Source organism: Actinoallomurus sp. CA-142502 (assembly GCF_050936355.1).
GTDB classification, from domain to species: domain Bacteria; phylum Actinomycetota; class Actinomycetes; order Streptosporangiales; family Streptosporangiaceae; genus Actinoallomurus; species Actinoallomurus iriomotensis.
The window spans coordinates 7,439,911-7,465,742 of record NZ_JBNJMY010000001.1; the positions used below are offsets into that span (position 1 = coordinate 7,439,911).

At 72.0% G+C, this 25,832-nt stretch carries 17 protein-coding genes; 7 read left to right on the forward strand and 10 right to left on the reverse strand.

Annotated features, from left to right (window positions below):
• Nucleotides 1-13 precede the first annotated feature (13 nt).
• On the reverse strand, nt 14-2,614 hold the full coding sequence (alaS, locus tag ACQEV1_RS34930; RefSeq protein ID WP_433399694.1) for an alanine--tRNA ligase: 2,601 nt from the start codon (nt 2,612-2,614) through the stop codon (nt 14-16).
• 185 nt (nt 2,615-2,799) lie between these two features.
• Here alaS and ACQEV1_RS34935 point away from each other — a divergent pair, with 185 nt between their 5' ends.
• On the forward strand, nt 2,800-4,404 hold the full coding sequence (locus ACQEV1_RS34935) for a serine/threonine-protein kinase (protein WP_433399697.1): 1,605 nt from the start codon (nt 2,800-2,802) through the stop codon (nt 4,402-4,404).
• Between the two features lie 18 nt (nt 4,405-4,422).
• Here ACQEV1_RS34935 and ACQEV1_RS34940 read toward each other — a convergent pair whose 3' ends face one another.
• The 3 genes from ACQEV1_RS34940 to ACQEV1_RS34950 form a co-directional block, all read right to left on the reverse strand.
• The gene (locus tag ACQEV1_RS34940) at nt 4,423-5,601 is read right to left on the reverse strand and encodes a zinc-dependent alcohol dehydrogenase (RefSeq protein ID WP_285584711.1); all 1,179 of its coding nucleotides are present in this window, start codon (nt 5,599-5,601) and stop codon (nt 4,423-4,425) included.
• Nucleotides 5,598-6,296: a hypothetical protein gene (locus tag ACQEV1_RS34945; protein ID WP_433399701.1), complete on the reverse strand. Its 699-nt coding sequence runs from the start codon at nt 6,294-6,296 to the stop codon at nt 5,598-5,600. Before ACQEV1_RS34945 ends, ACQEV1_RS34940 begins: the two co-directional genes overlap by 4 nt.
• A gap of 304 nt (nt 6,297-6,600) precedes the next feature.
• On the reverse strand, nt 6,601-7,413 hold the full coding sequence (locus tag ACQEV1_RS34950) for an SAM-dependent methyltransferase (protein WP_433399703.1): 813 nt from the start codon (nt 7,411-7,413) through the stop codon (nt 6,601-6,603).
• 229 nt (nt 7,414-7,642) lie between these two features.
• Between ACQEV1_RS34950 and ACQEV1_RS34955 the strand changes: the two genes are divergently transcribed.
• On the forward strand, nt 7,643-8,143 hold the full coding sequence (locus ACQEV1_RS34955) for a hydrogenase maturation nickel metallochaperone HypA (protein ID WP_433399706.1): 501 nt from the start codon (nt 7,643-7,645) through the stop codon (nt 8,141-8,143).
• A gap of 57 nt (nt 8,144-8,200) precedes the next feature.
• Here the strand turns inward: ACQEV1_RS34955 and ACQEV1_RS34960 are convergent, their stop codons facing one another.
• The 3 genes from ACQEV1_RS34960 to ACQEV1_RS34970 form a co-directional block, all read right to left on the reverse strand.
• Nucleotides 8,201-9,589: a gluconate:H+ symporter gene (locus ACQEV1_RS34960; protein WP_433399708.1), complete on the reverse strand. Its 1,389-nt coding sequence runs from the start codon at nt 9,587-9,589 to the stop codon at nt 8,201-8,203.
• A 184-nt stretch (nt 9,590-9,773) separates the two neighbouring features.
• Nucleotides 9,774-10,418, reverse strand: a complete 645-nt coding sequence (locus tag ACQEV1_RS34965) for a LuxR C-terminal-related transcriptional regulator (RefSeq protein ID WP_433399711.1) — start codon at nt 10,416-10,418, stop codon at nt 9,774-9,776.
• Nucleotides 10,406-11,560 (reverse strand): histidine kinase, encoded by a 1,155-nt coding sequence (locus ACQEV1_RS34970; protein WP_433399714.1) that lies wholly within the window; start codon nt 11,558-11,560, stop codon nt 10,406-10,408. Before ACQEV1_RS34970 ends, ACQEV1_RS34965 begins: the two co-directional genes overlap by 13 nt.
• Nucleotides 11,561-11,673: 113 nt before the next feature.
• Between ACQEV1_RS34970 and ACQEV1_RS34975 the strand changes: the two genes are divergently transcribed.
• From ACQEV1_RS34975 to ACQEV1_RS34985, 3 genes are all read left to right on the forward strand, one after another.
• A complete protein-coding gene (locus tag ACQEV1_RS34975; protein WP_433399717.1) occupies nt 11,674-12,894 on the forward strand; it encodes a serine hydrolase domain-containing protein in 1,221 nt (406 codons plus the stop codon).
• A 442-nt stretch (nt 12,895-13,336) separates the two neighbouring features.
• Nucleotides 13,337-14,497 (forward strand): permease, encoded by a 1,161-nt coding sequence (locus ACQEV1_RS34980; RefSeq protein WP_433399720.1) that lies wholly within the window; start codon nt 13,337-13,339, stop codon nt 14,495-14,497.
• Between the two features lie 320 nt (nt 14,498-14,817).
• Nucleotides 14,818-17,853 carry a BTAD domain-containing putative transcriptional regulator gene (locus ACQEV1_RS34985; RefSeq protein ID WP_433399723.1) on the forward strand — a complete coding sequence of 1,012 codons (3,036 nt, stop codon included), beginning with the start codon at nt 14,818-14,820 and terminating at the stop codon, nt 17,851-17,853.
• A 73-nt stretch (nt 17,854-17,926) separates the two neighbouring features.
• On the opposite strand, the gene ACQEV1_RS34990 is transcribed toward ACQEV1_RS34985, so the two are convergent.
• The gene (locus tag ACQEV1_RS34990) at nt 17,927-19,648 is read right to left on the reverse strand and encodes a cellulose binding domain-containing protein (RefSeq protein ID WP_433399726.1); all 1,722 of its coding nucleotides are present in this window, start codon (nt 19,646-19,648) and stop codon (nt 17,927-17,929) included.
• 208 nt (nt 19,649-19,856) lie between these two features.
• Here ACQEV1_RS34990 and ACQEV1_RS34995 point away from each other — a divergent pair, with 208 nt between their 5' ends.
• Complete coding sequence (locus ACQEV1_RS34995) at nt 19,857-22,655, forward strand: glycosyl hydrolase 2 galactose-binding domain-containing protein (protein WP_433399729.1); 2,799 nt, start codon at nt 19,857-19,859, stop codon at nt 22,653-22,655.
• 90 nt (nt 22,656-22,745) lie between these two features.
• Nucleotides 22,746-23,948 (forward strand): acyltransferase family protein, encoded by a 1,203-nt coding sequence (locus ACQEV1_RS35000; RefSeq protein ID WP_433399732.1) that lies wholly within the window; start codon nt 22,746-22,748, stop codon nt 23,946-23,948.
• Here ACQEV1_RS35000 and ACQEV1_RS35005 read toward each other — a convergent pair whose 3' ends face one another.
• Both ACQEV1_RS35005 and ACQEV1_RS35010 read right to left on the reverse strand, forming a co-directional pair.
• On the reverse strand, nt 23,949-24,419 hold the full coding sequence (locus tag ACQEV1_RS35005) for a hypothetical protein (protein ID WP_433399734.1): 471 nt from the start codon (nt 24,417-24,419) through the stop codon (nt 23,949-23,951).
• Between the two features lie 5 nt (nt 24,420-24,424).
• Complete coding sequence (locus tag ACQEV1_RS35010) at nt 24,425-25,831, reverse strand: ATP-binding protein (RefSeq protein ID WP_433399737.1); 1,407 nt, start codon at nt 25,829-25,831, stop codon at nt 24,425-24,427.
• Nucleotide 25,832 lies beyond the last annotated feature (1 nt).

The following is a 25,832-nucleotide window of genomic DNA, read 5'->3' on the forward strand; positions in this document are numbered from 1 at the left end:
GGGTCGGCGGCGTTCAATCCGGAACGGCTTCGGTGAGGACCTCGATCAATGACTCGGTGGTCGGGGCGGTGGTCAGGCCGCCCTGGGCGATGCGGGCGTTGCCTCCGCCACCGCCGCCCAGCCGCCGGGTGGCGCTCTTGACCAGCGCGTCGGCGCGCAGGCGGTCGGCCAGGCTCGCCGGGACGCTGACCACCAGGGTGTTCTTCTCCCCCGAGGTGGTCCAGAGCACGACGACCCGGTCGCGTTCGCCGGCGGTGCGCCGAGCCTGCTCACGCAGGGCGCCGACCGTGCCGCCCGCCTGGGCCAGCATGACCGGTACGTCGTCGACCACGGTCTCGACCGCGTTCGCGAGCGTCGCGGTGTCGCGCGCCGTCTTCGGTGTCCTGGCCGCCGCCACGAGACGGCGTGCCGCGGGCACGACGTCCTTCGGTGACGTCCTCAGTGTGGCCGCCACGTCCGACAGCGCCGCCCCCTGCTCGATCGAGTGGTCCACCGCTCGCCGCCGCGTCACCGCGACGACGCGGCGGACTCCCGCCGCGACGCTCTGCTCGGACACGATGCGGAACGAGCCGAGCTGTGACGTGTGCTCCACGTGCGTGCCGCCGCACAGCTCCTTGGAGAAGTCGCCGAACGACAGCACGCGTACCGCCTCGCCGTAGTCCTCGCCCTCCAGCGACACGGCGCCGGACGCCTTCGCCTCCTCCGCGGGCATGACCTCGACGCGACGCGGCGCGTCGGTCAGGATCCACTCGTTGACCAGCCGCTCGACCGCGGCGAGTTCCTCGGGCGCCGGTGGGCCGGGGTGGGTGAAGTCGAACCGCAGCCGTCGCGGCTCGACCAGCGACCCCGCCTGGCGTACGTGCGGGCCCAGCACCGTGCGCAGGGCCGCGTTCAGCAGATGCGTCGCGGTGTGGTTCGCCGCCGTGTCCGCGCGGGAGGACGGGTCCACGGTCAGGGTCACCGTGTCGCCGACCCGCAGGACGCCCGACCGGACGCTCACGCGATGCAGGTGGCCGCCGCCGGCGTGCACGACGGTCTCGATGACGTCGCCCAGCACCCCGTCGCGGCCGACGACGCGTACGGTGCCACGGTCGCCGACCTGCCCGCCGCCCTCGCCGTAGAAGGGCGTGCGGTCCACGATCAGGTCGGCGTCGGAACCGGCCGCGACCGCCTCTGCCGTCGTGCCGTCGGAGAACAGCGTCAGGACCGTGGCCTCGGCCGACAGGGTGTCGTAGCCGAGGAACTCCGTCGCCGGACGGCTCGCGATCGCGGCGGGCAGCACGTCGTCCACCCGGAGCCGCCGATCCGTCCTGGTGCCGCGGCTGAGCTCCCGGTGCCGCCGCAGCGCCTCGTCGAACTCCTCACGGTCGAGGCTCACACCCCGCGCGGCGGCCAGGTCTCGGGTGATCTCCACCGGCAGTCCGTACGTCGCGAACAGGTGGAAGGCGTCCGTGCCGCTCACCCGGCCGTGCCGGGCGACGACCCGGTCGAGCTGGTCGAGGCCGCGCCGTACGGTGTCGCCGAACTCGTCGCGCTCCTCCGCGATCGCCGCCGTGACCGCCGCCTGCTCCGCGGCCATGCGCGGGTACGTCGGGCCGAGCGAGCGCACGACCGCGTCGACGATCGGTGCGACGTCGAGGCGTTCCCGGTGGCGGCCCATCGCCAGGGTCACGCACTTGCGGATGAGGCGGCGCGGGATGTAGCCGCGGCCCTCGTTGCCCGGCCGTACGCCGTCGGACATGATCGCGACGGCCGCGCGCAGGTGGTCGGCGATCACCCGGTGGTGGTGCAGGACCTCGCCGGTCTCGCCCAGGACGTCCTGGACCGTACGGACCAGCGGCGCGAACAGACTCGTGTCGTAGACGCTGTCGAGGCCGTTCAGCGCGAGTTCCATGCGTTCCAGGCCCGAGCCGGTGTCGACGCTGGTGAACGGCAGCGGCCGCAGCACCCCGTCCAGCCCCTTGTCGAACTGCATGAAGACGCCGGCGTTCCAGATCTCGATGTAGCGCCGCTTCGTGTCGAACACGCCGCCGGGCACGTAGGCGGGCCCGAACTCCTCGCCGGTGTCGAGGAAGACCTCCGTGCACGGCCCGCAGGGACCGCTCTGGCCGGCCGGACCCCAGAAGTTGTCCTCCGCGGGCAGCGCGACGATGCGGTCGCGCGGGACTCCGGCCCGCTCCCACGCGCGCGCCGACTCCTCGTCCGGCGGCAGGCCCAGCGCCTCGTCGCCGCCGAACACGCTGACGTAGAGACGCCGCGGGTCCAGGCCGAAGTCGCCGGTCAGCAGCGCGTACGCGAGTTCGACCGCGCGCTCCTTGAAGTAGTGACCGATCGACCAGCTGCCGAGCATCTCGAAGTAGGTGATGTGGTGGCGGTCGCCGACGTCGTCGATGTCCTTGGTGCGGACGCAGCCCTGGACGTCGCACAGGTCGGGCGCGGGCGGCACCTTCTCCCCGGTGAAGTACTTCTTCAGCGGTGCCATCCCGGAGTTGACGAACAGCAGCGTCGGATCGCCCACCGGCACGAGCGAGGCGCCCTCGATGCGCCGGTGACCGTTGCGTTCGAAGAAACGCAGAAAGGTCTCACGAATCGTGTCGCCGTCCGTCGCGGACACCGCACGGCCCTCCCTCCGGCGACCGGGAATCCGGCCGTCCAGGTCGTTCACGTCTTCGCGGCATCGTAGGAAGACGAGTCGTGAGGACACGAACGAATTTCCCGGCTCCGGCCGCTCTGGTCCGGCGCCGCGCGGGGTCCTACGGTGGCGATGTTCGCATGATCGGCAGCCGACGGGGGGAGCCCATGCCCGAGATCTCGTCCCTGCGTCCGGGGGACCCCCGGAAGCTCGGCCGTTACCGTCTGACGGGACGCCTCGGCGAGGGTGGTCAGGGTGTCGTCTACGCGGCGACCGCCCCGGACGGTTCCCGGGTGGCGCTGAAGGTCCTGCACACCGAGTGGGCGGCCGACGGACGGATGCGGGCGGGCCTGGCCAAGGAGGTGGCGGCGGCCCGGCGGGTGGCGCCGTTCTGCGTCGCCCAGGTGCTGGACGCGAACCTGGCGAAGTCTCCGCCGTTCGTCGTCACGGAGTTCGTCGACGGTCCCACACTCCTGCAGTCGGTACGGGCCGAGGGCCCGCGGTCGGGTCCGGCGTTGCACCGGCTCGCGGTGGCCACCGCGACGGCGCTCGCCGCGATCCACGAGGCCGGCGTCGTGCACCGGGACTTCAAGCCGGCCAACGTGCTGCTCGGCACCGACGGGCCACGGGTGATCGACTTCGGCATCGCCCGTACGCTCGACGGCGGTCCCACCCTGACCGGCGGCATCGTCGGCACGCCGGCGTACATGGCGCCGGAGCAGTTCGAGGAGCGGACGATCGGGCCGGCGGCCGACGTGTTCGCCTGGGGCTGCGTGATGGTGTTCGCCGCGTCGGGCTCCTCGCCGTTCGGCGGGGACAGCATCGCCGCGATCAGCAACCGCGTCCTGCGGGGGAAGCCCGACCTCGGACCGCTGTCCGGGCCGCTGCGGGACCTCGTCCTGGCGTGCCTGGCCAAGGACGAGCGGGCGCGCCCGTCAATGCGCGACGTGCTGATCTGGCTCCTCGGCCGGCCGGACGCGGGACGGGCACCGATCGGCGAGGCGCTCGCGGCGGGCCGCCGGACGTCCGTGCTGCCCGACGAGCAGCTGCCCGACACGGGCGCGCCGCCGCCCGGCACCGTACCGGGAGGGCCCACGGGCCGCCGCGGCCTGGCGCTCGCGGGCGCCGCCGTCGCGACGGCGGCCGTGATCACCGTGGGCGGCCTGGTGGTCTGGCCGGGCCTGCGCGGAAACGGCGCCGTCCGCAGGCCCACCCCGTCGCCGTCGGCCTCCGCGTCCGCGCTCTCCGGTGACACCGGTCAGCTGTCCCGTACGCCCCGCCTCGGCCTGGAGTTCTGGCAGGGCGGCGCCCAGGACGCCATGTCGTTCGCGCAGCGGGGCGACAAGGACGTCGTGACGGTCGCGATGAAGAGGGCGCCGTTCGAGCTGCGCTTCCCCCGACAGGCCAAGGACGTCTCCCTGGAGGTCTGCGCCTGGACCGACGACGGCGTCTTCAACCTCCAGGACGGCGCGTCGGTCGCGGAGAACCCCTGCTTCCGGCCCGGCACCGGGCTCGCGGACTACGAGTACGGCAGCGGCACGCTGTACCTGGACAACGAGGGCCACAACGAGTTCGTCGGCACGAGGGTCGCCCACCAGTCCGCCGGCCAGGACAAGGTCTACATCGCCCACACCTGGCGCGACCAGCAGGAGACGCCCCTGCAGCAGTGGCACGGCGACGTGTACCTGACGATCTTCATCGACAAGAACCAGGACGGGAGGGCCCGGCTCACCGGGCCCGCCGAGTACGAGTTCGTCGTCCTGCACTTCTGACAGGCCGGCAGGGCGCGCTCAGTCGTGCGGTCGGAACGCCACGCGCACACAGCCGTCCTTCTTGTGCTTGAACATGTCATAGCCGTGGGGCGCGTCGTCGAGCGACATCTCGTGGGTGGCCAGCTGGCTCGCGGAGAGTTCACCGCTCGCCATGCGCTTGAGCAGCATCGGGATGTAGCGGTGCCCGTGCTGCTGCGCCCCGGCGAGCACCAGGCCCTTGTTCATCAGTATGCCGAGCGGGAACCGGTCCACCATGCCGCCGAACACGCCGAGGACGAACACCGAACCGCCCTTGGCGCACACCTGGATCGCCTCGCGCACCGCGATGGGCCGGTCCTGCTGCATGTGGAGCTGCTGTTTGACCCGGTCGTAGGCGTACTGGCCGTCCGGGGCGCCGGTGGCCTCCATCCCGACCGCCTCGATGCACACGTCCGGGCCGCGTCCGCCCGTACGCTCGTGCAGGTCGGCCCGTACGTCGGTCTGGGAGAAGTCGATCGTCTCGACGTCCATGTACCGCTCGGCCATGGCGAGCCGCTCGGGCAGCCGGTCGATGACGATGACGCGTTCGGCGCCGAGGAGCTGCGCCGCGCGTGCCGCCATCTGGCCGACGCCGCCCGCGCCCCACACCGCGACGACGTCGCCGGGCTTCACGCCGCCCATGTGGGCGCCCATCCAGCCGGTCGGCGCCGCGTCGGAGGCGTACAGGGCGTCCAGGTCGCTGACGCCGTCGGGCACCGGGAAGGTGCCGAAGTCGGCGAACGGGACCCGGATGTACTCCGAATGGCTGCCCTTGAACCCGCCCATGGCATGGGAGTAGCCGTACACGCCGCCGGTCTCGAAGCCGAGCGTGTCCTGGGCCAGTTCCCAGTTGGGATTGGTGTTGTCGCACAGCGACCACAGGTCGTGCGTGCAGTACCAGCACCGGCCGCAGCCGATGAAGGAGCACACGACGACCCGCTCGCCGACCTTGCGGCGGCGGACCCCGCGGCCGATGTCGACGATCTCCCCCATGAACTCGTGGCCGATCACGTCGCCCGCCTGCATGGTCGGGATGTAGCCGTTGATGAGGTGCAGGTCCGAGCCGCAGGTCGTGGTCAGCGTGACCTTGACGATCGCGTCCTGGTCATTGAGGATCTGCGGGTCCGGGACCCGTTCGACCGAGAGCCGGTTCACGCCCTCCCAGCACAGCGCCTTCACTGCCGGCCTCCTCGGCGGCCGGCGAACTCCAGGAGCTTGCCCGCCTGCGCGGCTTGCGCGGCGGCCGGCCACTCCCCGCGCAGCACCTCCCCCGTCTCGATGATCGCCTTGGCGTCGCGGAGCGCCTGTTCGACCATGCGCCGGGGATCCTCTTCGGGGTGCCGGGTGACCATTCCGGCGACCTTCGTACGCGGCAGGTCGCGCAGTCGCGCGCCGAGCTCGGTGCCGCGGTCCCCGGGCGCGGGAGCGATCTTGATGTCGACCGCGTCGCCGAGCCGGGTGATCGGCTCTGGGAGGTCGGCCCGGGAGGCCAGCCGCTGTGGCGAGCAGTTGACGGTCACCATGATCCAGCGGTTCTTGAGCTCGCGCTCCCGTGCGCTCGGCCGGTTGATCGCCCAGCGGGCGACGCCCATTCCGGCGGCCAGCAGTCCCAGTCCGCCGGCGACCCGCTTCATGTTCGAGGTCATGCCCGTCGGCATCGCCGTGGGCATCGTCATCCGGCCCGCCATCCGGCCGGACATCCGCCGCGCCATGCGAGCGGGCATCCGGGTGGGTCTCCGCCCCATCATCTGACCGGGCATCCGCGCCGCCATGCGAGCGGGCATCCGGCCCATCATGCCGGTCGGCGTCCGGCCGGGCATGTACTCCGCCACACGTGCGGGCATCCGCGCCGCCATGGCCTGGGCGGCGGACATTCGCCCGTGGGTGGGAGCACTCATGCCCCGAGCCCGGTCGCCGAGCTCCTGACAGGCGCTGACGAGCGTTCGGGCCGAGTGCGCGAGCGGTCCGTCGCGCATGACTCGGCGTCTGGGTATTCTCTCGGCGGCGAAGCGCCACCCGCGGATCTGCTGCTGCATGCGTCGGCACCGTTCGTGTCGCTGGAATATCGCTTTGACCTGCGATGTGCCGTACCCGCGCCCACCAGCGCGTCATGCGCGACGCGCGGTCCGCGGACGAAGCTTTACCGCCGCCACGCCGCGCCTTGCCCTGTCCCTGGGATCAGGAGACCGCGCCGACTCCGGCCAGCACCCAGGACGTGCCGTCACCGGTCTCGCCGTGGACGCCGGGGTGCCATTCGGGCGCCGGCACGAGCCCGGGCGGCACCAGGTCCAGGCCGCCGAACAGGCGCTCGATCCGCTCCCGGGGTCGCAGCACGGCCGGGGCCGTGGAGTTCGCGTAGGCGGCCGTTATCGTCGCGACCTTGTCCTCCCGCTGCCCGGTGCCGGTGATCGTCGAGATGACCACCCGGCTGCCCGGCGGCACCGCCTCGGCGAACCTGCGGACGAGCCCGGCGGCCTCCTCGTCGTCGGGCACGAACTGCAGCACCGAGACGAACAGCACCGCGACCGGCTCGTCGAAGTCGATCAGTGCCTTGAGCCGGGGATCGCCGAGGATCGCGTCCGGCTCCCGCATGTCCGCCCCGATGAACGCGGTCTGGTCGTCCGTGGCCAGCATCGCCTCACCGTGGGCGAGCACGATCGGATCGTTGTCGACGTACACGACGCGCGCCCCGGACGCGACCTCCTGCGCGACCTCGTGCACGTTGCCCTCGGTGGGCAGGCCGGTGCCGAGGTCGACGAACTGCCGGATGCCGGTCTCCAGCGTCAGATGGCGGACCACGCGGCGCAGGAAGGCGCGGTTCTCCCGCGCGACCTGCCGACCCTCGGGCATGACCGCCAGGATCGACTCGGCGGCCTCGCGGTCGACGGCGAAGTTGTCCTTGCCGCCGAGGTAGTAGTTGTAAAGGCGCGCGGGGCTCGGCCTGCTGACGTCGGCCGTCCGTGGCTCCGGCTGATCCTGCGGCTCCGGCACGGCGCGCTCCTCCCGGATGATCGTCGAAGCATCGTATCCACGGAGAATCCGCGCCACACCGTGAATGCCGGGAAGCGCCCAGCGACCGCTGGAATACGACGTCCCGTACCTATCGAAGCCTTTACTCCCCGTTGTCCGATTATGGGTGTCGATTCGTCAGGGAACGCCCATAACGTCAGTTACTAATCATCGGGATGCCGCCGTATTTCACGATCCGTGGGGAGGCCGAATGAACGCCTGGCTCCGGCTCCATCTACGGAGGCGCCCGAGAAGGGACGATTCCCGGCCGCCCGCGCGCGATCGGCGCCTCGATCACGCCGACGCCGGACGCCCGCCGGCGCCGAAGGACCAGCGGCAGGCGAAGACGGTGCGCGAGCTGGGGATCGCCGGAGCCGTCCTCCGGGCGGTGGAGCGGCGAGCGGCCGGCCGCCGCGTACGGCGGGCGCGCGTACGCGCCGGCGCCCTGCTCCGCATCAGCGGCCCCGCCCTGAACCAGGCGTTCATCGCGGTGTCCGACGGCACCGTGGCGGACGGCGCGCACCTCGACGTGGTCGTCGAGCCGGTACGGCTCGGCTGCCGGTCGTGCGGACGCGTCGTGACCTCCGACCGGATCCTCGCCACCTGCTCCGGCTGCGGCAGCACCCGGCTGGACCTGCACAGCGGCGACGGGCTCGTACTGGAGTCCGTGGAGTTCACCGAGTCCGAGCGGAGACACGAGCCGTCGGCCTGAGCGCGGCGCCCACGTCCGGCGGCGCGCCTCGTCCGGCTTCGGCGTCCGCGGGCCGGCTCACAGCACCAGGTTCAGCAGCATGATGAGCACGATGGAGACGACCGAGATGATCGTCTCCATGATCGACCACGTCTTGATGGTCTGGCCCACGCTCAGCCCGTAGAACTCCTTGACGAGCCAGAAGCCGGCGTCGTTGACGTGGGAGAAGAACAGCGATCCCGAACCGATGGCCAGGACCAGCAGGGCCGTGTGCGATGAGCTCATGCCGGTGGCGAGCGGGGCCACGATGCCGGCCGCCGAGATGGTGGCGACGGTGGCCGAGCCGGTCGCGAGCCGGATGCCGACCGCGACCAGCCAGCCGAGCAGCAGCGCGGAGATGCTCGCGCCGTTCGCGGCCTGGGTGATCGCCTTGCCGACACCGGCGTCGATCAGGGTCTGCTTGAAGCCGCCGCCGGCGGCCACGATGAGCATCACGCTCGCGATGGGCGGCAGGGACTCGGCGACGATGGCGGAGACGCGCTCCTTGTCGAACCCCGCCGGCACGCCCAGCGTGAACATGCCCACGATGACCGCGACGAGCAGGGCGAACAGCGGCGTGCCGATCGCGTCGAGGGCGGTACGGACGGCGCCGTCGTCCAGCCAGACGTCGGCGACGGCCTTGGCGAGCATGAGCACGACGGGAAGCAGGACGGTGCCGACCGTGAGCCCGAACCCGGGCCGCCTCCGGTCCGCCTCCTCCTCGCGGCCCTCGTCGTCGTCCATCAGGCCGGCGGGCGGCTCGGCGTGCACCCAGCGTGAGGCGACCCGCCCGAACAGCGGCCCGGCGATGATCACGGTGGGGACGGCGACGAGCAGTCCGAGGGCGAGGGTGACGCCGAGGTCGGCCTTGACCGTGCTGATCGCGACGAGCGGGCCGGGGTGCGGCGGCACCAGGCCGTGCAGCACGGACAGACCGGCGAGCGCCGGGATGCCGAGCAGCATGAGCGGCCGCCCGGAGCGCCGCGCGACGAGCAGGACGACGGGCACGAGCAGGACCAGGCCGATCTCGAAGAACATCGGCAGCCCGATCAGCACGGCGATGAGGGTCATCGCCCAGGGCAGCAATCGCGCGCCGGACTTGGCGAGGATGGTGTCGACGATCTGGTCCGCCCCGCCGGACTCGGCGAGCAGCTTGCCGAGCATCGCCCCGAGGGCGATGAGGACGCCGACGCTGGCGACGACGTCGCCCACGCCCTTGCTGAAGCTGGTGATCATGTTTTCGAGGGACATGCCGGCGACGGCACCGAGCGCTCCGGACCCCAGCGCCAGCGCGAGGAACGGATGGACCTTCAACTGCGTGATCAGTACGACGATGACGGCGACACCGATGACGGCTGCCACGATCAGCCGGGTGTCGTGGCCGTTCCAGGAGGACGCGGCCAGCGCGGGACCAGCGAGCGCTGTCATGGGGGCTCTCTTCCTGTCGTGAGGCTGGTGGGGGTTCGAGGGGGTCATCCCTTGGACAGGCGGAGTACGACGCCGGCGGCGCTCGGGAAACGATCACAGCGTCCATCCTCACTCCTCTACCGACAAACCGCCAGGTACCAGGCTTTCCTCGCTTTCCCTCATCGACGCGGTTCAGTCATCGCGTTCACCGGTGGCTGAGGTAGGTGAGGACGGCGAGGACGCGGCGGTGGCCGCGGTCGGTCGGCGAGAGGCCGAGCTTGGCGAAGATGTTGCCGATGTGCTTGTGCACGGCGTTCTCGGTGATCACGAGCCGGGCGGCGATCGTGGTGTTGTCCTTTCCCTCCGCCATGAGGGCGAGCACCTGGCGTTCGCGTGGCGTGAGGCCGGCGATCGGGTCGCGGGCGGAACGCGTGAGGAGCTGCGCGATCACTTCGGGGTCCATGACGGTGCCGCCGGCGGCGACCCGCCGCAGCGCGTCGACGAACTCGCTCACCCGGCTCACCCGGTCCTTGAGGAGGTAGCCGACGCCGCCGCGTTCATCGGAGATCAGCTCGCCGGCGTACTGCTGCTCCACGTACTGGGAGAGCACGAGCACCGGCAGGCCGGGGTGCCGGCGGCGGGCCTGGAGGGCGGCGTGGATGCCCTCGTCGTGGAAGGACGGCGGTAGCCGTACGTCGACGATGGTGAGGTCCGGCCGGTGTTCGTCGACGGCGTCGATGAAGCCGGGGGCGTCCTGGGCGATCGCGGCGACGTGGAAGCCCTTGGCGGTCAGCAGGAGCTCCAGCCCGCTGGACAGCAGGACGTTGTCCTCGGCGATCACGACGCGCATGGCAGGCTCACCGTGATCGTGGTCGGGCCGCCGGCCGGGCTGTGGATCTGGATGGTGCCGTCGAGTGCCAGGACGCGGCGGCGGATCCCGGCGATGCCGGTGCCCCGCGTCTCGTCGGCGCCGCCGATCCCGTCGTCGGCGACCTCGATCGCCAGCCGGTCGCCGGCGCGCGCGACGCGGACGGCGGCCCGGGTGGCCTGACCGTGCTTGGCGGCATTGGTGAGCGTCTCGGCGACGGTGAAGTAGGCCACGGCCTCGACCGCGGCCGGGATCGTGCCGAGGTCGCCGACATCGAGGGTGGTGTCGATCGCCGATCGGGTTCCGAGGGCGGTCAGCGCCCCGGCGAGGCCGCGGTCGGCGAGGATCGGCGGGTAGATCGTCCGGATCACCGCACGCAGCTCCGCCATGGCCTCCTCGGTACCCTCATGCGCTTCCCGCAGGAGCCGGCCCACCAAGTCCGGGTCCTCCCCCAGCGACTCACGGGCCGCGCCCAGCCGCATGGCGATGGCCACCAGCCGAGCCTGGGTGCCGTCGTGCAGGTCACGTTCGATCCGGCGGAGTTCCGCGCCGTGCGCGTTCATGGCGCCGGTCCGCGTCTCGGTCAGCGTCTCCACCCGCCGCGCCAGCCTCTCGGTGGCCGAGGGGGACAGCAGCGCGACACAGATCCGGGCGTGCAGGCGCGCCAGCGGCGGAACCAGCCAGTAGGTCAGGGCCGCGAAGACGACGAACTGTCCGGTCCCCAGGGTCAACGCCGTACCCCACCCGGACAGGGGGACACCGGCGAAGAAGCCGCCCGCGGGGGTGCCGGCGGGCAACGCCCACCACAGCGGCACCGTGACGGCCGTGGCCACCGCGTTGCCGGCGCACATCACCACGACGAGCCCGAACGCCAGACTGGTCACGATGTACGTGCCCAGCCACCCGAGGACCCGCCACGTACCGACACGGACGGGACCAGAACGCGAGAAGAGCAGCAACCGGTCGGCGCGGCGACGATGCCAGGACGCCCAGGCACGGGCCATCGTGGGGACGAGGAGTACGGGCAGCGCGAACAGGGCGACCGGAGCGGTGAGCAGGCTTCCCAGCAGGTAGCCCAGACCGCGCCACATCGCCGAAAGCCGGCCGACCCCGTGGTGCTTCATTCGCCCAAGTCTGAGCCATGGCGACCGAGCCCGGCACTACAGCCTGCTACCTCCTTTTCCCACTGGTCAGCGGTATCGTCCGCCGCGCCCCGCCCGGCCTAGCGTCGCTGCCCATGACGAGATCATCCACCCGGCGGCGCGGCCGCTCCATCCCGCGGAACCTGGCCCTGGCCGCCATCGTGGCCGGGGCCCTCTCCACCGGCTGCGCGTCCGGCGCGAGCGCGGCCCGGCAGCACGACGGCCAGGCTCGGCTCCAGCGCGACGCCGACGCGATCACCGCACTCGGCGTGACGGGGGTGCAGGCCCGCCTGATCGGCCCTGACGGCCGGAACCTGACCGCCACCAGCGGCGTCGCCGACCGGACGACCCGGCGGCCGGTCCCCCCGGACGGCTACTTCCGGATCGCCAGCACCACCAAGACGTTCGTCGCCACCGTGATCCTGCAACTGGCCGGCGACGGCAGGCTCTCCCTGGACGACACGGTCGAACGATGGCTGCCCGGCGTGGTGTCCGGGAACGGCAACGACGGCCATGCGATCACCATCCGCCAGCTGCTCCAGCACACCAGCGGCATCCACGACGATTACCCCGACTACACCTCGGCGGAGGACTTCCACCGGCACCGATACGACACCTACACACCCGAGCAGACCGTCGCACGGGCGATGCGCCACCGGCCGGACTTCCGCTCCGGCACGGACTGGAGTTACTGCAACACCGGCTACGTCCTGCTCGGCATGGTCGTCCAGCGGGTCACCGGACACCCCTGGCACGAGGAGGTACGGGATCGGATCGTCCGGCCGCTCGGCCTCCGGCACACCTTCTGGCCGGGTACCTCACCCGAGCTGCCCCGGCCACACGCCGAGACGTACCAGAGCTTCGCGCCCGGCGAGCCACCCGTGGACGTCACCGAGCAGGTCGGCCAGGGCACCAATGGAGAGGCCGGGCTCGTCTCCACGACCGCCGATCTCAACCGATTCCTCCGTGCCCTGCTCGGCGGCCGGCTCCTGCGCCCGGCGCAGCTGGCGCAGATGAAACACACCATGCCGGTCAGCGAGGAGTTCCAGAAGCTCATGCCGGGCGCCCGTGACGGGCTGGGGGTCTTCTCCCGCCCGCTGTCGTGCGGCGGGGTGTACTGGGGCCACGAGGGCGGCGATTCCGGCTGGATCACCGCCGACGGTGTCACCGCCGACGGCCGGCGCGCCGTCACGGCGTCGCTGTCGGGCGTGTTCGCCGCATCATCGGACGACGTCCTGCGCGTGGAACAGGCCGAGAGCAAGCTGATCGACGACGCCCTGTGCGCGGCCCCGGACGACGGCCCCGAGCGGCGTTGAAGCCGCCTGGGACGCCAGAGAAGATTAATTGTGACGTAACGGGCGAAGTTGTTTACTCCTGGCGCTCTTGACGGCGAACACCGCGCCAGCGGACAGTAGAAGAGATCGCACATTGTGCACTTCTGCGGTCGATTCGGAATGCGATGGCGCATTTATCGCCAGCCGGATAACTCGGTCCGCGGCCGGTCGCTCGGAGATGTGACCGCGCGAAACCCGAGGGCAGGAGACGCCGCATCCCGGTGGCGCGGGGATGCGGCGTCGGCGACCCTGCCCGCCGCGGCCGCATGGCCGGCCGGCGCGAGGGAAGAGAGTTCCCGTGGGCGATCGGGAGAGCCTCCCGGTCGCCCATTTCGTGTGCCCGGAGATCCCGCGGCCGTTGGCATATACCCCCTGGGGGTAATAACATCGCCAGGGACCACGTCATCGGCCGGGAAGGGGCGCAATGGGCGCGATCGGGCATGCTCTGGCGATAGCGGGGTCGATGGCCTGGGAGATCCTGTGGGCGCTGATCCTCGGGTTCGCACTGTCGGCGGTCGTGCAGGCCGTCGTACGGCGATCGACGATCGTCCGGCTGCTCGGCGACGACCGGCCGGGCACGCTCATCGTCGCGACCGGCCTCGGCGCCGCGTCCTCCTCCTGCTCGTACGCCGCCGTCGCGCTGGCGCGTTCGCTGTTCCGCAAGGGGGCGAGCTTCACGGCCGCGATGGCGTTCGAGATCGCCTCGACCAACCTGGTGATCGAGCTGGGCATCGTGCTGGCGCTGCTGATGGGCTGGGAGTTCACCGCGGCGGAGTTCGTCGGCGGGCCCGTCATGATCGTGGCCATCGCGCTGCTGTTCCGGCTGTTCCTGCGCGAACGCCTGCTGCGGGAGGCGCGTCACCAGGCCGAACGCGGCGTCGCCGGGTCGATGGAGGGGCACGCGGCGATGGACATGGCGGTGCGCCGGGAGGGGTCGTTCTGGCAGCGGCTGTTCTCCAGGGAGGCGTTCACGGCGGTCTCCCACGTGTTCGTGATGGAGTGGGCGGCCATCCTGCGGGACCTGGTCGTCGGGCTGCTCGTCGCCGGCGCCGTCGCCGCGTGGGTGCCCGACTCGTTCTGGCGCCACTTCTTCCTCAGCGGGCATCCGACGGCGGCCGCCCTCTGGGGTCCGCTCGTCGGGCCGCTGGTCGCCGTCGTCAGCTTCGTCTGCTCGATCGGCAACGTCCCGCTCGCCGCGGTGCTGTGGAACGGCGGCATCAGCTTCGGCGGGGTGATCGCCTTCATCTTCGGCGACCTGATCATCCTGCCGATCATCAACATCTACCGGAAGTACTACGGGATCCGGATGGCCCTGTTCGTCACCGCGACGTTCTACGCCGCCATGGTCGCCGCCGGATACGTCGTCGAGCTGGTCTTCGGCACGACCGGGCTCGTCCCGGAGAGACGTCACGCGGCCGTGATGGCGGCGCACGTCTCCTGGAACTACACGACCTGGCTCAACATCGCCTTCCTGGCCATCACCGCCATCCTTGTTGCCCGTTTCGTCCGTACGGGCGGCGTGCCGATGCTTACCATGATGGGCGGCGACCCCGAAAAGGACCAGACTGCCCACCATCACGGGTAGCCGGCACGCTCACCCGCTCCAACCGGCTTCGCGACGCCGGCTGTCATGGCTGAGGAGAACCGTCAGCCGTTACATCCGCACGAACAGCCTTTGGGGCAGGAGCAGCCCGAGCCGTGACCACATGAGCAGTTGCGCATGTCCCGATCGTGCGCCGTGGTCACCCTGACGGGCAAGGAAGACTATGGTCACCTCCGCGTCGACATGCGCTACCGAACGACCGTTGCGGATGAGACTTGTCTGCCTTCCGGATGCAACCCAATCGATACGCGCGGAGTCCAAGGGCGGCAGGATCGGACCCGATGACGGAGGCGTGAGGCTAGATGGGCACCGGTGAGCCGCGGTTCGGCGTGCTCGGCCCGTTGGTGATCGAAGTGGACGGGCGGCCCGTGCCGCCGCCCGGGTCCGCGGTGGTCCGCGGGCTGCTCGGCGTGTTGCTGCTCGCGGGGAGACGCCCGCTGACGACCGAGCAGCTGATCGAGCTCGTGTGGGCCGACCGAGCGGACCGTACCGGCCGCGGATCGGTGCAGGCCGCGGTCTCGCGCCTGCGCGACTGGCTGAGCCGGCTGCCGGGTGACACACCGCCGGTCGAGTACGACGGCGCGGGCTACCGGCTGGTCGTGCCCGCCGAGGCCGTGGACATCGGCCGGTTCCGCGCGCTGGCGCGGAGCGCCTCGGCCACCGACGACCCGTCGGTGCGGTGCGAGCTGCTGGAGTCCGCCCTGGACCTGCGGCGGGGGCCCGTCCTGGCCGATCTCGACCGGGCCGGGTCGCTCATCCGCGAGGCCGACGCCGGTGTCCGCCGGGCCGCCGTGGCGTTCGCCGAGGCCGCCATCGCGGCGGGCCGGCCCGGCTCCGCGGTGGCGCGGGTCGACGCCCTGGCGGACGAACATCCGCTGGACGAGGAGCTCCAGGCGAGCCTGATCGAGCTGCTGTCGATCGCCGGGCGGCCGGCCGACGCTCTGCGGCGCTACCAGCGGGTGCGGGAGCGGATCATCGACGAGATGGGCGTCGAGCCGGGTGCCCGCGTCCAGCGCGCGTACCTCACCGTGCTCGCCCGGGACCGCGACCACGGACCCGGACCGCTCGTGGAGACCGCGCTGCCGCCGCCCGCCCAGCTGCCGTCCGCGATCGCCGACTTCATCGGCCGGGAGGCGCACGTCTTCCTGCTGGTCCGGGTGCTCAGGCAGGCCACCATGCCGGTGGTGATCTCGGGGATGGGCGGCGTCGGCAAGACCGCGCTGGCCGTGCACGCCGCGCATCGTGTGGCCGAACGGTTCCCCGACGGGCAGCTGTACGCCGACCTGGGCGCCGAACGCGCCGAGCCGGCGAGCCCGGCCCGGGTGCTCGGCGGGTTCCTCACCGCGCTCGGCATCGCGGCGCACGCGGTCCCGGAGTCGCTGGAGGAGCGCAGCGCGCTGTTCCGGAGCCTGCTCGCCGGCCGGCGGATCCTCATCGTGCTCGACAACGCGGCCAGTGAACGCCAGATACGCCCGCTGTTGCCCGGATCGCCGGGCTCGGCGGTGATCGTGACCAGCCGGGCCCACCTGACCGGGCTGGAGTCGGTCCGGCGGATCGAGCTGGACGTGTTCGACTCCGGCGAGGCGACCGCCCTGCTGGCCCGGATCGCCGGTCAGGACCGCGTCGAGGCCGAGCCGGAGGTCGCCGCGGAGATCGCCCGGCTCTGCGCGTACGTGCCGCTGGCCGTGCGGATCGCCGGCGCGCGGCTGGCCGGCCGCCGCCGCTGGAGCCTCGGCCATCTGGCCGCGATCCTCGGCGACCAGCACCGGCGGCTCGACGAGCTGTCCGCCGGCGACCTCGCGGTCCGCGCCGGTTTCTCGGTCGCCTACGCGCGGCTGCCCGACGGCGCTCGTGCCCTGTTCCGGCGGCTCGGCCTGCTGGACGTGGGCGACGTGGCGGGCTGGGTGGCCGCCGCGATGCTGGACGCCTCGGTGGAGGAGGCGCAGGAGCACCTCGAGACGCTCGTCGACGCCCGGCTCCTCGACGTCGCCGGCGCCGACCCGACCGGACGGCTCCGCTACCGCTTCCACGACCTGCTGCGCCTGTACGCCCGCGAGCGGTGCTACGAAGAGGAGCCGGACACCTGGCGCGAGGCGCTGACCAGGGCCTTCAGTGCGTGGCTCGCCCTGGCCGAGCGCGCCGCCGAGCACGTGCCGGGCCCCTGCTACGCGGCCGTCCACGGCACCGCGCCCCGGTGGCCGCTGCCGACGACGATCACCGCGGCGGCGCTGCGCGACCCGGCCGCCTGGTTCGACGCCGAATGGCCGGCGCTGGTGGCCGCGGTGGGCCAGGCGTGCGACCTCGGCCTCGACGAGTTCGCCTGGGACCTGGCCGGATGCCTGGAGAAGTACTTCGACGTCCGGGTCATGACGGCGGAGTGGCAGGCGGTCCACGAACGCGCCCTGCGGCTCTGCCGCTCCACCGGCAACCGGCTCGGCGAGGCCGTGCTGACCCGCGGACTGGTCGAGCTGACGACCTGGATCTCGTCCTCGCGGTCGGGCACGGCAATGGCCACGCTGCACGAACGGTCGCAGCGTTTCCTGACGATGTTCGAGGAGCTGGGCGAGCCGCGCGGCGTGGCCGACGCGCTGGTGAACTGCGCCTGGGCGCTCGTGGCCGGGGGTGACACGGACGAGGCCCTGGCGGTGGCCGGCCGCGCGCTGGAGCTCGCGCGCGACCACGACCACCTCGGCGGGCAGGCACGCGCGCGCCAGGTGATGGGCGTCGCCTGCGGACACGCGCGCGCCGAAGCCGCCATCGAGCACCTGACCCACGCGCTGCAGCTCGCTCGCGAACTGGGCAACCCGCGCTTCGAGGCCACCGCGATGCAGTTCCTGGGCGCCGCGCACTGCGCGGCCGGCCGGCTCGACAGCGGGCACGACCTGCTCGTCGCGTCGCTCACCATGTGCCACGCGCGCGGCGACCGCTACGCGGAGGCGTTCTCGCTGCTCTACCTGGCCAAGCTGTACGCCGCGCTGGAGGATCCCCGCGCACGGCCGGCCGCCGAGGCGGTCCTGTCGGTCAGCCGCCGGCTCGGCATGCCGCACCACCTGGCCGACGCCCTGAGGGTCCTCGGCGACCTGGACCTGGCCGCCGGGCGGTACGCCTCGGCGACGCTCCGGCTGGAGGAGTCGGTGCAGATCTGGCGGAGCCGCGGCTGGACCTCCTTCCTCTCCGAGACGCTGCGCAGCCTCGGCCGCGCCCACGCGGGGACCGGCGACACGACGGCCGCCGTGCGAGCGTGGGCGGAGGCCCGCACCCTGTTCGAGGAGCTGGCCGACACGGCCGGGGCCGCGGAGGTCACCGCGCTGCTGGAGAAGGCCGGCGCGACGCTGTAGGCGCGCCCCTGCGACCGGTGCACGCGGCCCGCCCCGCGGCGGGCCGCGTGCCCGGTGTTCGCTCCCCCGCCGGTCAGGACGTCGCGGCCAGGTGGTCGCGCAGCCCGGCGCCGAACGGCGTGGCGGTGCCGTTGTAGTCGCTGATCAGCGACGGGCCGGAAGAGCAGTCCCAGGTGTTCCAGGTCCAGCCGAGGTAGCCGACGCCGTGGGCGTCCGCCCAGTTCATGACGGTGTCGATGAACCCGTGCCCGCAGTCGTTCTCACCGATCTCACTGAGCGTCAGCGGCACCTTCGCCGCCACCGGAGCGAGCTGGGAGTCGAAGCACGACGTGTTGGAGCAGGTGTTGAAGTTGTACAGGTGCGCGAACGCCGCGAGGTTGTGCCGCGGATCCGACGGCTCGTACGCGAGCCACTGGGTCAGGTCGTTGGAGTAGGCCAGCCCGCCGACGAGGACGACGTTGTCCGCGCCGGTCGCGCGTACCGCGTCGACCAGCGACTGGAACCCGGCGACCTGGTACGGGATGCCGGCGCACGTGCCGCCGTCGCGCCAACAGGTCCAGCCCGAGGTCTCGTCGCCGGTCGCCCGCTCCGGGTAGGGCTCGTTGAACAGGTCGAACACGACCGCGGTGTCGCCCTTGAAGGCACCCGCGACGCCGGTCCAGAACGCCGGGGCGTACTGCGCGTCCGGCATCGGCTTCTGGCAGGTCGCGTTCACGTCCGAGCAGCCGGAGGACGGGCCGGTGTAGGTGCCGTGGCTCCAGTGCATCTCGACGATCGGCGTGATGCCGTGCGCCTCCAGCCGGGAGACGAAGCCCTCGACCTCGCTCTGGTACGCCGCGCCGCCGTACCGGGAGTCGACGTCGCTCAGGCCGAGCCAGCAGTCCTCGTTGAGCGGGATCCGCACCGCGGTGATGTGCCAGGCGGCCATCGCCGCGATGGACGCGTCGTCGACCGGGCCGTCCCAGAAGCCGTAGCCCTGCACGCACATGAACTCCCCGCCGGACCGGTTCGCGCCGCGGAGCCGTACGGTGGCGCCGGCGGCGTCGACCAGGTGGTTCCCGGACACGTGCAGCTTGGGCGCGGTCGTGTTCCCGCCACCGCCGCCCGCGGTCACGTGCACGGCGGCGGAGGTCGCCGAGGCGCCGGCCGCGTCATAGGCACGGGCGGTGAGCGTGTGGGCGCCGGCCGGGACGCCGGCCCAGGTGTAGGCGTACGGGCTGGTCGTGTCGGTGCCGAGCAGCGTCGAGCCGTCGTAGAACTCCACCTTGGCGATCGAGCCGCCCGTCTCGGTGGCGGTCGCCGCGATCGGCAGGTCCGCTCCCGCGGCGACGGTGGCGCCGTCCGCCGGGCTGGTGATGCCGACCTGTGGCGTGGCGCCGCCGCCGTCCCCTCCCCCACAGGTGGTTCCGTTGACCGCGAACGACGCGGGAGCCGCGTTGGTCCCGCTGTAGCTGAAGTTCGCGCCGATCTGGGTGCTCGCGCCGGTGGCGAGCGTGCGGTTCCAGGACGCGCCGGTCACCGTCACCGTCCGGCCCGACTGGCTCCAGTCGCCGCTCCAGCCCTGGGTGAGCGTCTGGTTCCCGGTGTAGGCGTAGGTCAGCGTCCAGCCGTCGAGCCGGTCGCCGAGGTTGTGCAGGGTGATGGAGGCGGTGAAACCGGAGCCCCAGTCGTTCACCGTGTAGTCCACCGCGCAGCGCACGGCGGCGTACGCGGGGCTCGCGCCGGTGGCCAGGACGCCGCCGAAGACGCCCAGGGCGAGCGCGAGGATCGCGGAGATCACGCGTCGGGATCGCATTGGCCACTCCAAGGGGCGAGTCGCAATGGGAGCGCTCCCACATGCCGCCACGACGGTAACTTGACCCCTTACTTCAAGAAAAGTGGCTTTCACCGGCATTCACGGAAACCTTGCGGGCGCGGCCTTCTTCGGCAATTGTTAGGGAGGCTCCCAATCAAACGTGGTGACGGTCAGCCTGGAGGATCGGACCCGGAAGGTACGGTTATCTATGGTCAGGACACCATTGATCATGGTGGCGCTCGCGGGAACGATCACCGCGGCGGCCGCGACGCCGCCTCGCGTCGCCACCGCGGCCCCACCGCCCGCCGCCGTCATCGCGCCCGGCCCCGGCACCGCACCGCTCACCTCCGGCTGGCGCATCCAGTCCTCGTCCGTCGCCGGGACCTCCGGGGCGCAGATCTCCCGCCCGGACTACTCCGCGACCGGCTGGCTGCCGCTCTCCCAGCCCCAGACCCTGATGGCGGGCCTGGTGGAGAACGGCCGGTACCCGAACGTCTTCTTCTCCGACCGGCTCAAGAGCGTGCCGAAGGACCAGTTCAACGTGAACTGGTGGTACCGCGACCAGCTCACCGTGCACCCGCGGGCCGGCGGCCGGACGTACCTGATCATGAACGGGGTGCTGGGCACCGCGGACCTGTGGGTCAACGGCACCAAGGTGGCCGACCGCACGCAACTGCAGGGCGCCTACTCGCGGTTCGAGTACGACGTCACGCCCTACGTCCACGACGGCGCCAACGCGATCGCGCTCGACGTCGCCAAGAACGACCCGAAGACCTACCTCACCGACAGCCAGCTCGACTGGAACCCGCACGCGCCCGACGAGGGCACGGGCCTGCGCTTCGCACCGCAACTCGCCCAGGCCGGGCCGATCTCGCTGCGCGACGTCCACGTCGTGCAGAACAACGCCAAGGACCTCAGCAGCTCCGACCTCACCGTGAAGGCCGACCTGCGCAACGACACCTCCACGGCCCAGCGCGGCGAGCTGGACGCCACCATCACGCACGGCGCGACGCGCGTACGGGTGACCACCACCGCGGACGTGCCGGCGCGAAGTACGCGCACGGTCACGCTCTCCCCCGCCGACCACCGGCAGCTCCACCTGTCCCACCCGGCGATCTGGTGGCCGTACCAGCTCGGCGGCCAGCCGATGTACCACCTCGACGCCGCCGTACGGACCGGCGGCCAGGAGTCCGACCGGTACGGCGAGGACTTCGGCATCCGCACCGTGACGTCCTCGCTCACGCCGGTCACGCAGGGCAAGACCCACGCGCCCCACGGCTACCGGCGGTTCGTGATCAACGGGGTGCCGCTGGTGATCCGGGGCGGCGGATGGTCGCCCGACATGTTCATGCGCTACTCGCCGCAGAACATCCGCGACCAGCTCGCGTACGTCAAGAACCTCGGCCTGAACACCATCCGGTTCGAGGGCAACCTGCCCCCGGATGACATGTTCGCCCAGATGGACCGCGCCGGGATCCTCGCCATGACCGGCTGGCAGTGCTGCGACCGGTGGGAGGACCCCATCGCCAAGTGGCCGGACGCCCTCCGGGCGAACGCGGCCAACCAGGCCACCCGCGTCGCGTCCTGGCTGCGGAACCACCCGAGCGTCTTCACCTGGTTCCAGGGCAGCGACGAGGCGCCGGAGGCGGCCAAGGAGGCGATCTACCTCAAGGCGTTCGCGGACGCGAACTGGCAGACGCCACAGGTGGCCTCGGCGGAGTACAAGAGCTCACCGAAGCTCGGCCCGTCCGGCGCCAAGGAGGGCCCGTACAACTACGTGCCGCCGGGCTACTGGTGGGCGAACGGCCCCGAGACGGCGGGCAGCGACCCGAGCTTCACCAACGCCGGCAGCGCCTGGGGGTACGACACCGAGACCAGTGCGGGCAACACCGTGCCGACGCAGGACTCGCTCAACCGCTTCCTGACGCCGGCCGACCAGGCGAAGATCTGGGACCTGTCCACGACGAAGGGACCGGGCACCGGGCCGGACCTGTTCCACGTCGCCGCCTCGTTCAACACCTACACCAAGACCGCGCGGATGGGGCAGTACAACACTCCGCTGTGGAACCGCTACGGCTCCTGGTCCGACATGGCCTCGTACCAGAAGATCGCGCAGATGGGCGGGTACGAGGTGACGCGGGCGCAGTTCGAGGCCTACCTCGCGCGCTCGGGCGATCCGGCCAACCCCAGCCCCGGCGTCATCTACTGGATGCTGAACAAGGCGTGGCCGTCGCTGCACTGGAACATCTACAACTACGACTTCGACCAGCCGGGCGTGTACTTCGGCGCGCTCAAGGCCGGCGAACCGGTGCACATCATGTACGACTACGCCGACGGCTCGGTGAAGGTCTCCAACGTGACCCGCTCCCGGCAGGACGGCCTGACCGCGTCCTCGCGCGTCATCGACCTGAACGGCGCGGTCCGCGACGAGCGGCGGGTCGCCGTCTCCGGCCTCGCCTCACAGGGCGTGCAGACCGTGCTGACGCCGAAGGTGCCGGCGCAGACCTCGCAGACCTACTTCCTCGAGCTCACACTGAGCAAGGGCGGCCGTACGGTGAGCCGGAACGTCTACTGGCTGTCCACGAAGCCGGACAAGGTCGACTGGGCCAAGACGGTCGGCCAGGGCTACGGGGCCACGTTCCAGCCCGCCGGGTACGCCGATCTCACCGGCCTGCAGAAGCTCCCGGCGGCGACCGTCGCGGCGTCGGCGTCGACCCGCCGTGAGGGCGCCGACGCGGTCACCACGGTCACGATCCGCAACACCGGCAAGGCGCCGACCGTCTTCACCCGCGCCGACGTACGGCGGGGCGCGGGCGACGGCCGGGCGGCGAGCGGCGACAACCAGGTGCTGCCGATCACCTGGAGCGACAACTACGTGACGCTGTGGCCGGGCCAGAGCCAGACGCTGACCGCGCGCTACCGCGCCGCGGACCTGCACGGCGCGCATCCGGTCGTCAGCCTCACCGGCCGCAACCTGCCCGACCGGACGATCGCCGCCGGCCGTTAGGGCCTGTCGCGAGAAGCCGTCCGCCGGTTACGACACGACTGCGACCTGACGCGGACGGCATCTCGACACGGGTCCGGCACGGTCGGCACCATGACGCAGCTTCAACCGGCCAGGGCCACTCGGGCGACGACCGGGCGCAGGCCGCACCTGCCCGCGCTGGACGGGCTACGGGGTGCCGCGATCCTCGGGGTGCTGTTGTTCCACACCGGCCACCTGCCCGGTGGTTTCCTCGGGGTGGACCTGTTCTTCGCACTGTCCGGCCACCTCATCACCGACCTGCTGCTGCGGGAGATCGAGGCGACCGGCACCGTGTCGCTGGTCGCCTTCTGGGGCCGGCGCGCCCGCCGGCTGCTGCCCGCCCTGGCGACCATGCTCGCCGGCGTCACCGTGCTGGTGTGTGCGGTGGGGCCGCCGGACCTGGTGCGAACCACGCTCTCGGACGGCCCGTGGGTGCAGCTGAACCTGGTCAACTGGCATCTGCTCGCCGAGTCGGCGGGCTACTGGGACCGGTTCGGGCCGTCCCGGGTGTTCGAGCACCTGTGGAGCATCGCGGTCGAGGAGCAGTTCTACCTGGTGTGGCCGGTGGTCCTGCTGGTCATCGCCCGGTGTGGACGGCGGGTCGCGACGGTTGCGGCCCTGGTCGCGGCCCTGGTCTCGGTCGTCTCACTGGTGCTGATGGTCACGCTGGTCGACCCGGCGGACCCGACCCGGGTCTACACCGGCACCGACACCCGGGCGTTCTCGTTGTTGCTGGGCGCCATGGTCGCCACCCGGCCGGTGCGCGCCCTGATGGCCCGCGTGGCCGGTCGGCGGGCGGGCGTCGTGTCGGGCTCGCTGGCGATCGGAATGGGCACGGCGTGGTCGCTCGTCGACGGTGTGAACTCGGCGTGGCTGTTCACCGGCGGGCTCTTCGTGCACTCGCTGGCCGCCGCGCTGCTGGTCGGGCTGTGTGCGGGAGAGCCGCGAACGGCGGTCGGCACGGTCCTCGCCTCGTGGCCGCTGCGCGGGCTGGGACTGATCTCCTACAGCCTGTACCTGTGGCACTGGCCCGTCTTCGTACTGCTCTCCGCGCAGCGCGGGTGGGTCCGTACGGTCGCGGCGTGCGCCGTGTCGATCGGTCTCGCCGTGCTCTCGAAGTACCTGGTCGAGGACCCGATCCGGTTCCGTGCCGGGTGGGCCACGAGGCGAAGCGGGCTGCTCGCGTTCGCGGCGGTCATGGCCGGGCTGGCCGTGTTGTGGTCGGTGCTGCCCGCCCCGGCCCCGGTCACCATCGACATCGGCAGGCTGGGCTGATCACCTGAACAGCGGGCAGGTTCGCCGCCTGTCCGACTCCGGGGTGGGCAGGGTGAAGCGGACCTGCGCCTCCGTGCGCTTGGATCCGCCGCTCTGGATGTGCACGCCCAGCGCCGTACACACGATCTGGTCGATGCCCAGCGGGGTCACCTCGTGAATCGACAGCGGCACCAGGAGCCGGATGACGCCCGGTGCGACGGTCACCACGACCTGGGTCGTCGCGCTCGCCGAGATGTCGGTGCGCAGACCGGATTCGCCGGGCCCCGAGAGGAGCAGCGCCATGGCCTCGGGGATCCCGCCCAGGTGGCCGGTTCGCCGCAGCTGCGGCGAGAGCTCGCCCCGCGCGCCGACGAAGTACAGCGTCACCCCGGGCGCCACGCCCGTCGGGGCCTCGCCGCCGTCGGCCACCCCGGAAGGACGGACGCCGCATCCCGCGAGCAGCAGGACCACGACCGCCGGCCAGATCCGCATCCGCCTCACCGGTCCTCCGGATTCCTCGGCAGCCGCAGCACGAAGCGCGCACCGCCGCCGTCGGCATTGCCCGCGGTGAGGTCACCGCCGTGCAGACGGGCGTTCTCCCGGGCGATCGCCAGCCCGAGCCCGTTGCCCGGCGTACGGGTGCGAGCGGCGTCGGCCTTGTAGAAGCGGTCGAACACCTGCGGCAACACCTGCTCGGGCAGGCCCGGTCCGCCGTCGGTGACCTCGATCAGCACCTGCTCCCGTGACGCCGAGACGCGCACGCGCACCGGCGGTGCGCCGTGCCGCAACGCGTTCTCGGCCAGGTTGGCCACGATGACGTCCAGCCTGCGCGGGTCCACCCGCAGAAGGATCCCGTCCGGGGCCATCACGTCGACCCGGTCCAGCCGCCCACGGGCCCGCAGGCAGTCACGTACGGCGCGGGCCGCGTCGACCTCCTCCACCCGCAGCCGGGCGGTGCCGGCGTCGAAGCGGGACACCTCCATCAGGTCCTCGACGAGCCGGACCAGCCGATGTGTCTCGGTGATCGCCATCTGCGCGGACTCGCGCGCGTCCGCCTCCATCCCGTCGGTCGTCGTCGCCAGCACCTCCACCACCGCCGTCAGGGTGCTCAACGGGGTACGCAGCTCGTGGGAGACGTCGGCGGCGAACCTCCTGGCATCGGCCTGCATCCGCCGCATCGCCGCCATCGACGCCTGCACCGACTCGGCCATCTCGTTGATGGTCACGGTCAGTTCGGCCAGCTCGTCGGCGCCCTGTGGCGGCGACCGCGCGTCGAGATCACCGGCCGCCAGCCGGCGCGCGGTGTCGCGGAGTTCACGCACCGGGCGCAGCACGCCGCCCGCGGCGATCAGCGCCAGCAGCACGGCCGGCGGCAACGCCAGCGCGGCGGTGCCGGCCGCGGTCCTGGCGAGGCCGTCGATCCGCCGCTCGACGTTGCTGAGGTCGCGCACGGCGTACACCTCGATGCCGGACGGGGTGCGGGCGCCGTCCGGCGCGGTGAGGGCGATGGGCATGCCGACCAGCAGCCAGGGCTTGCCGCCCGCGATGATCCGCTCGGTGACGAGCCGGTGCCGGGTGCGTACGGCGGTGCGCAGCGCATCGGTGACGAGCTCGGTGTCGGGGCCCTCCGCCGAACGCAGGTTCCGGTAGGTCACCAGGGTGTCCGCGCCGACGGCCGCGCGCAGCCGTTCCAGCGCGCCCTGGTCCGGCGGATAGACCAGCTGGGGGGTGATCGCACCGATCTGCCCGGCGATGGTCTCGGTGAGCCGCTGCTGCGTCGAGGCGACCAGCGCGGCGCTCGCCGATCCGGCGCTCGACCAGGCCGCCGCGGCGGCACCGAGCACGGTCACCAGCACGAACGCGACCACCAGCCGGACACGCAGCCCGCGCGGCCACAGCCGCATG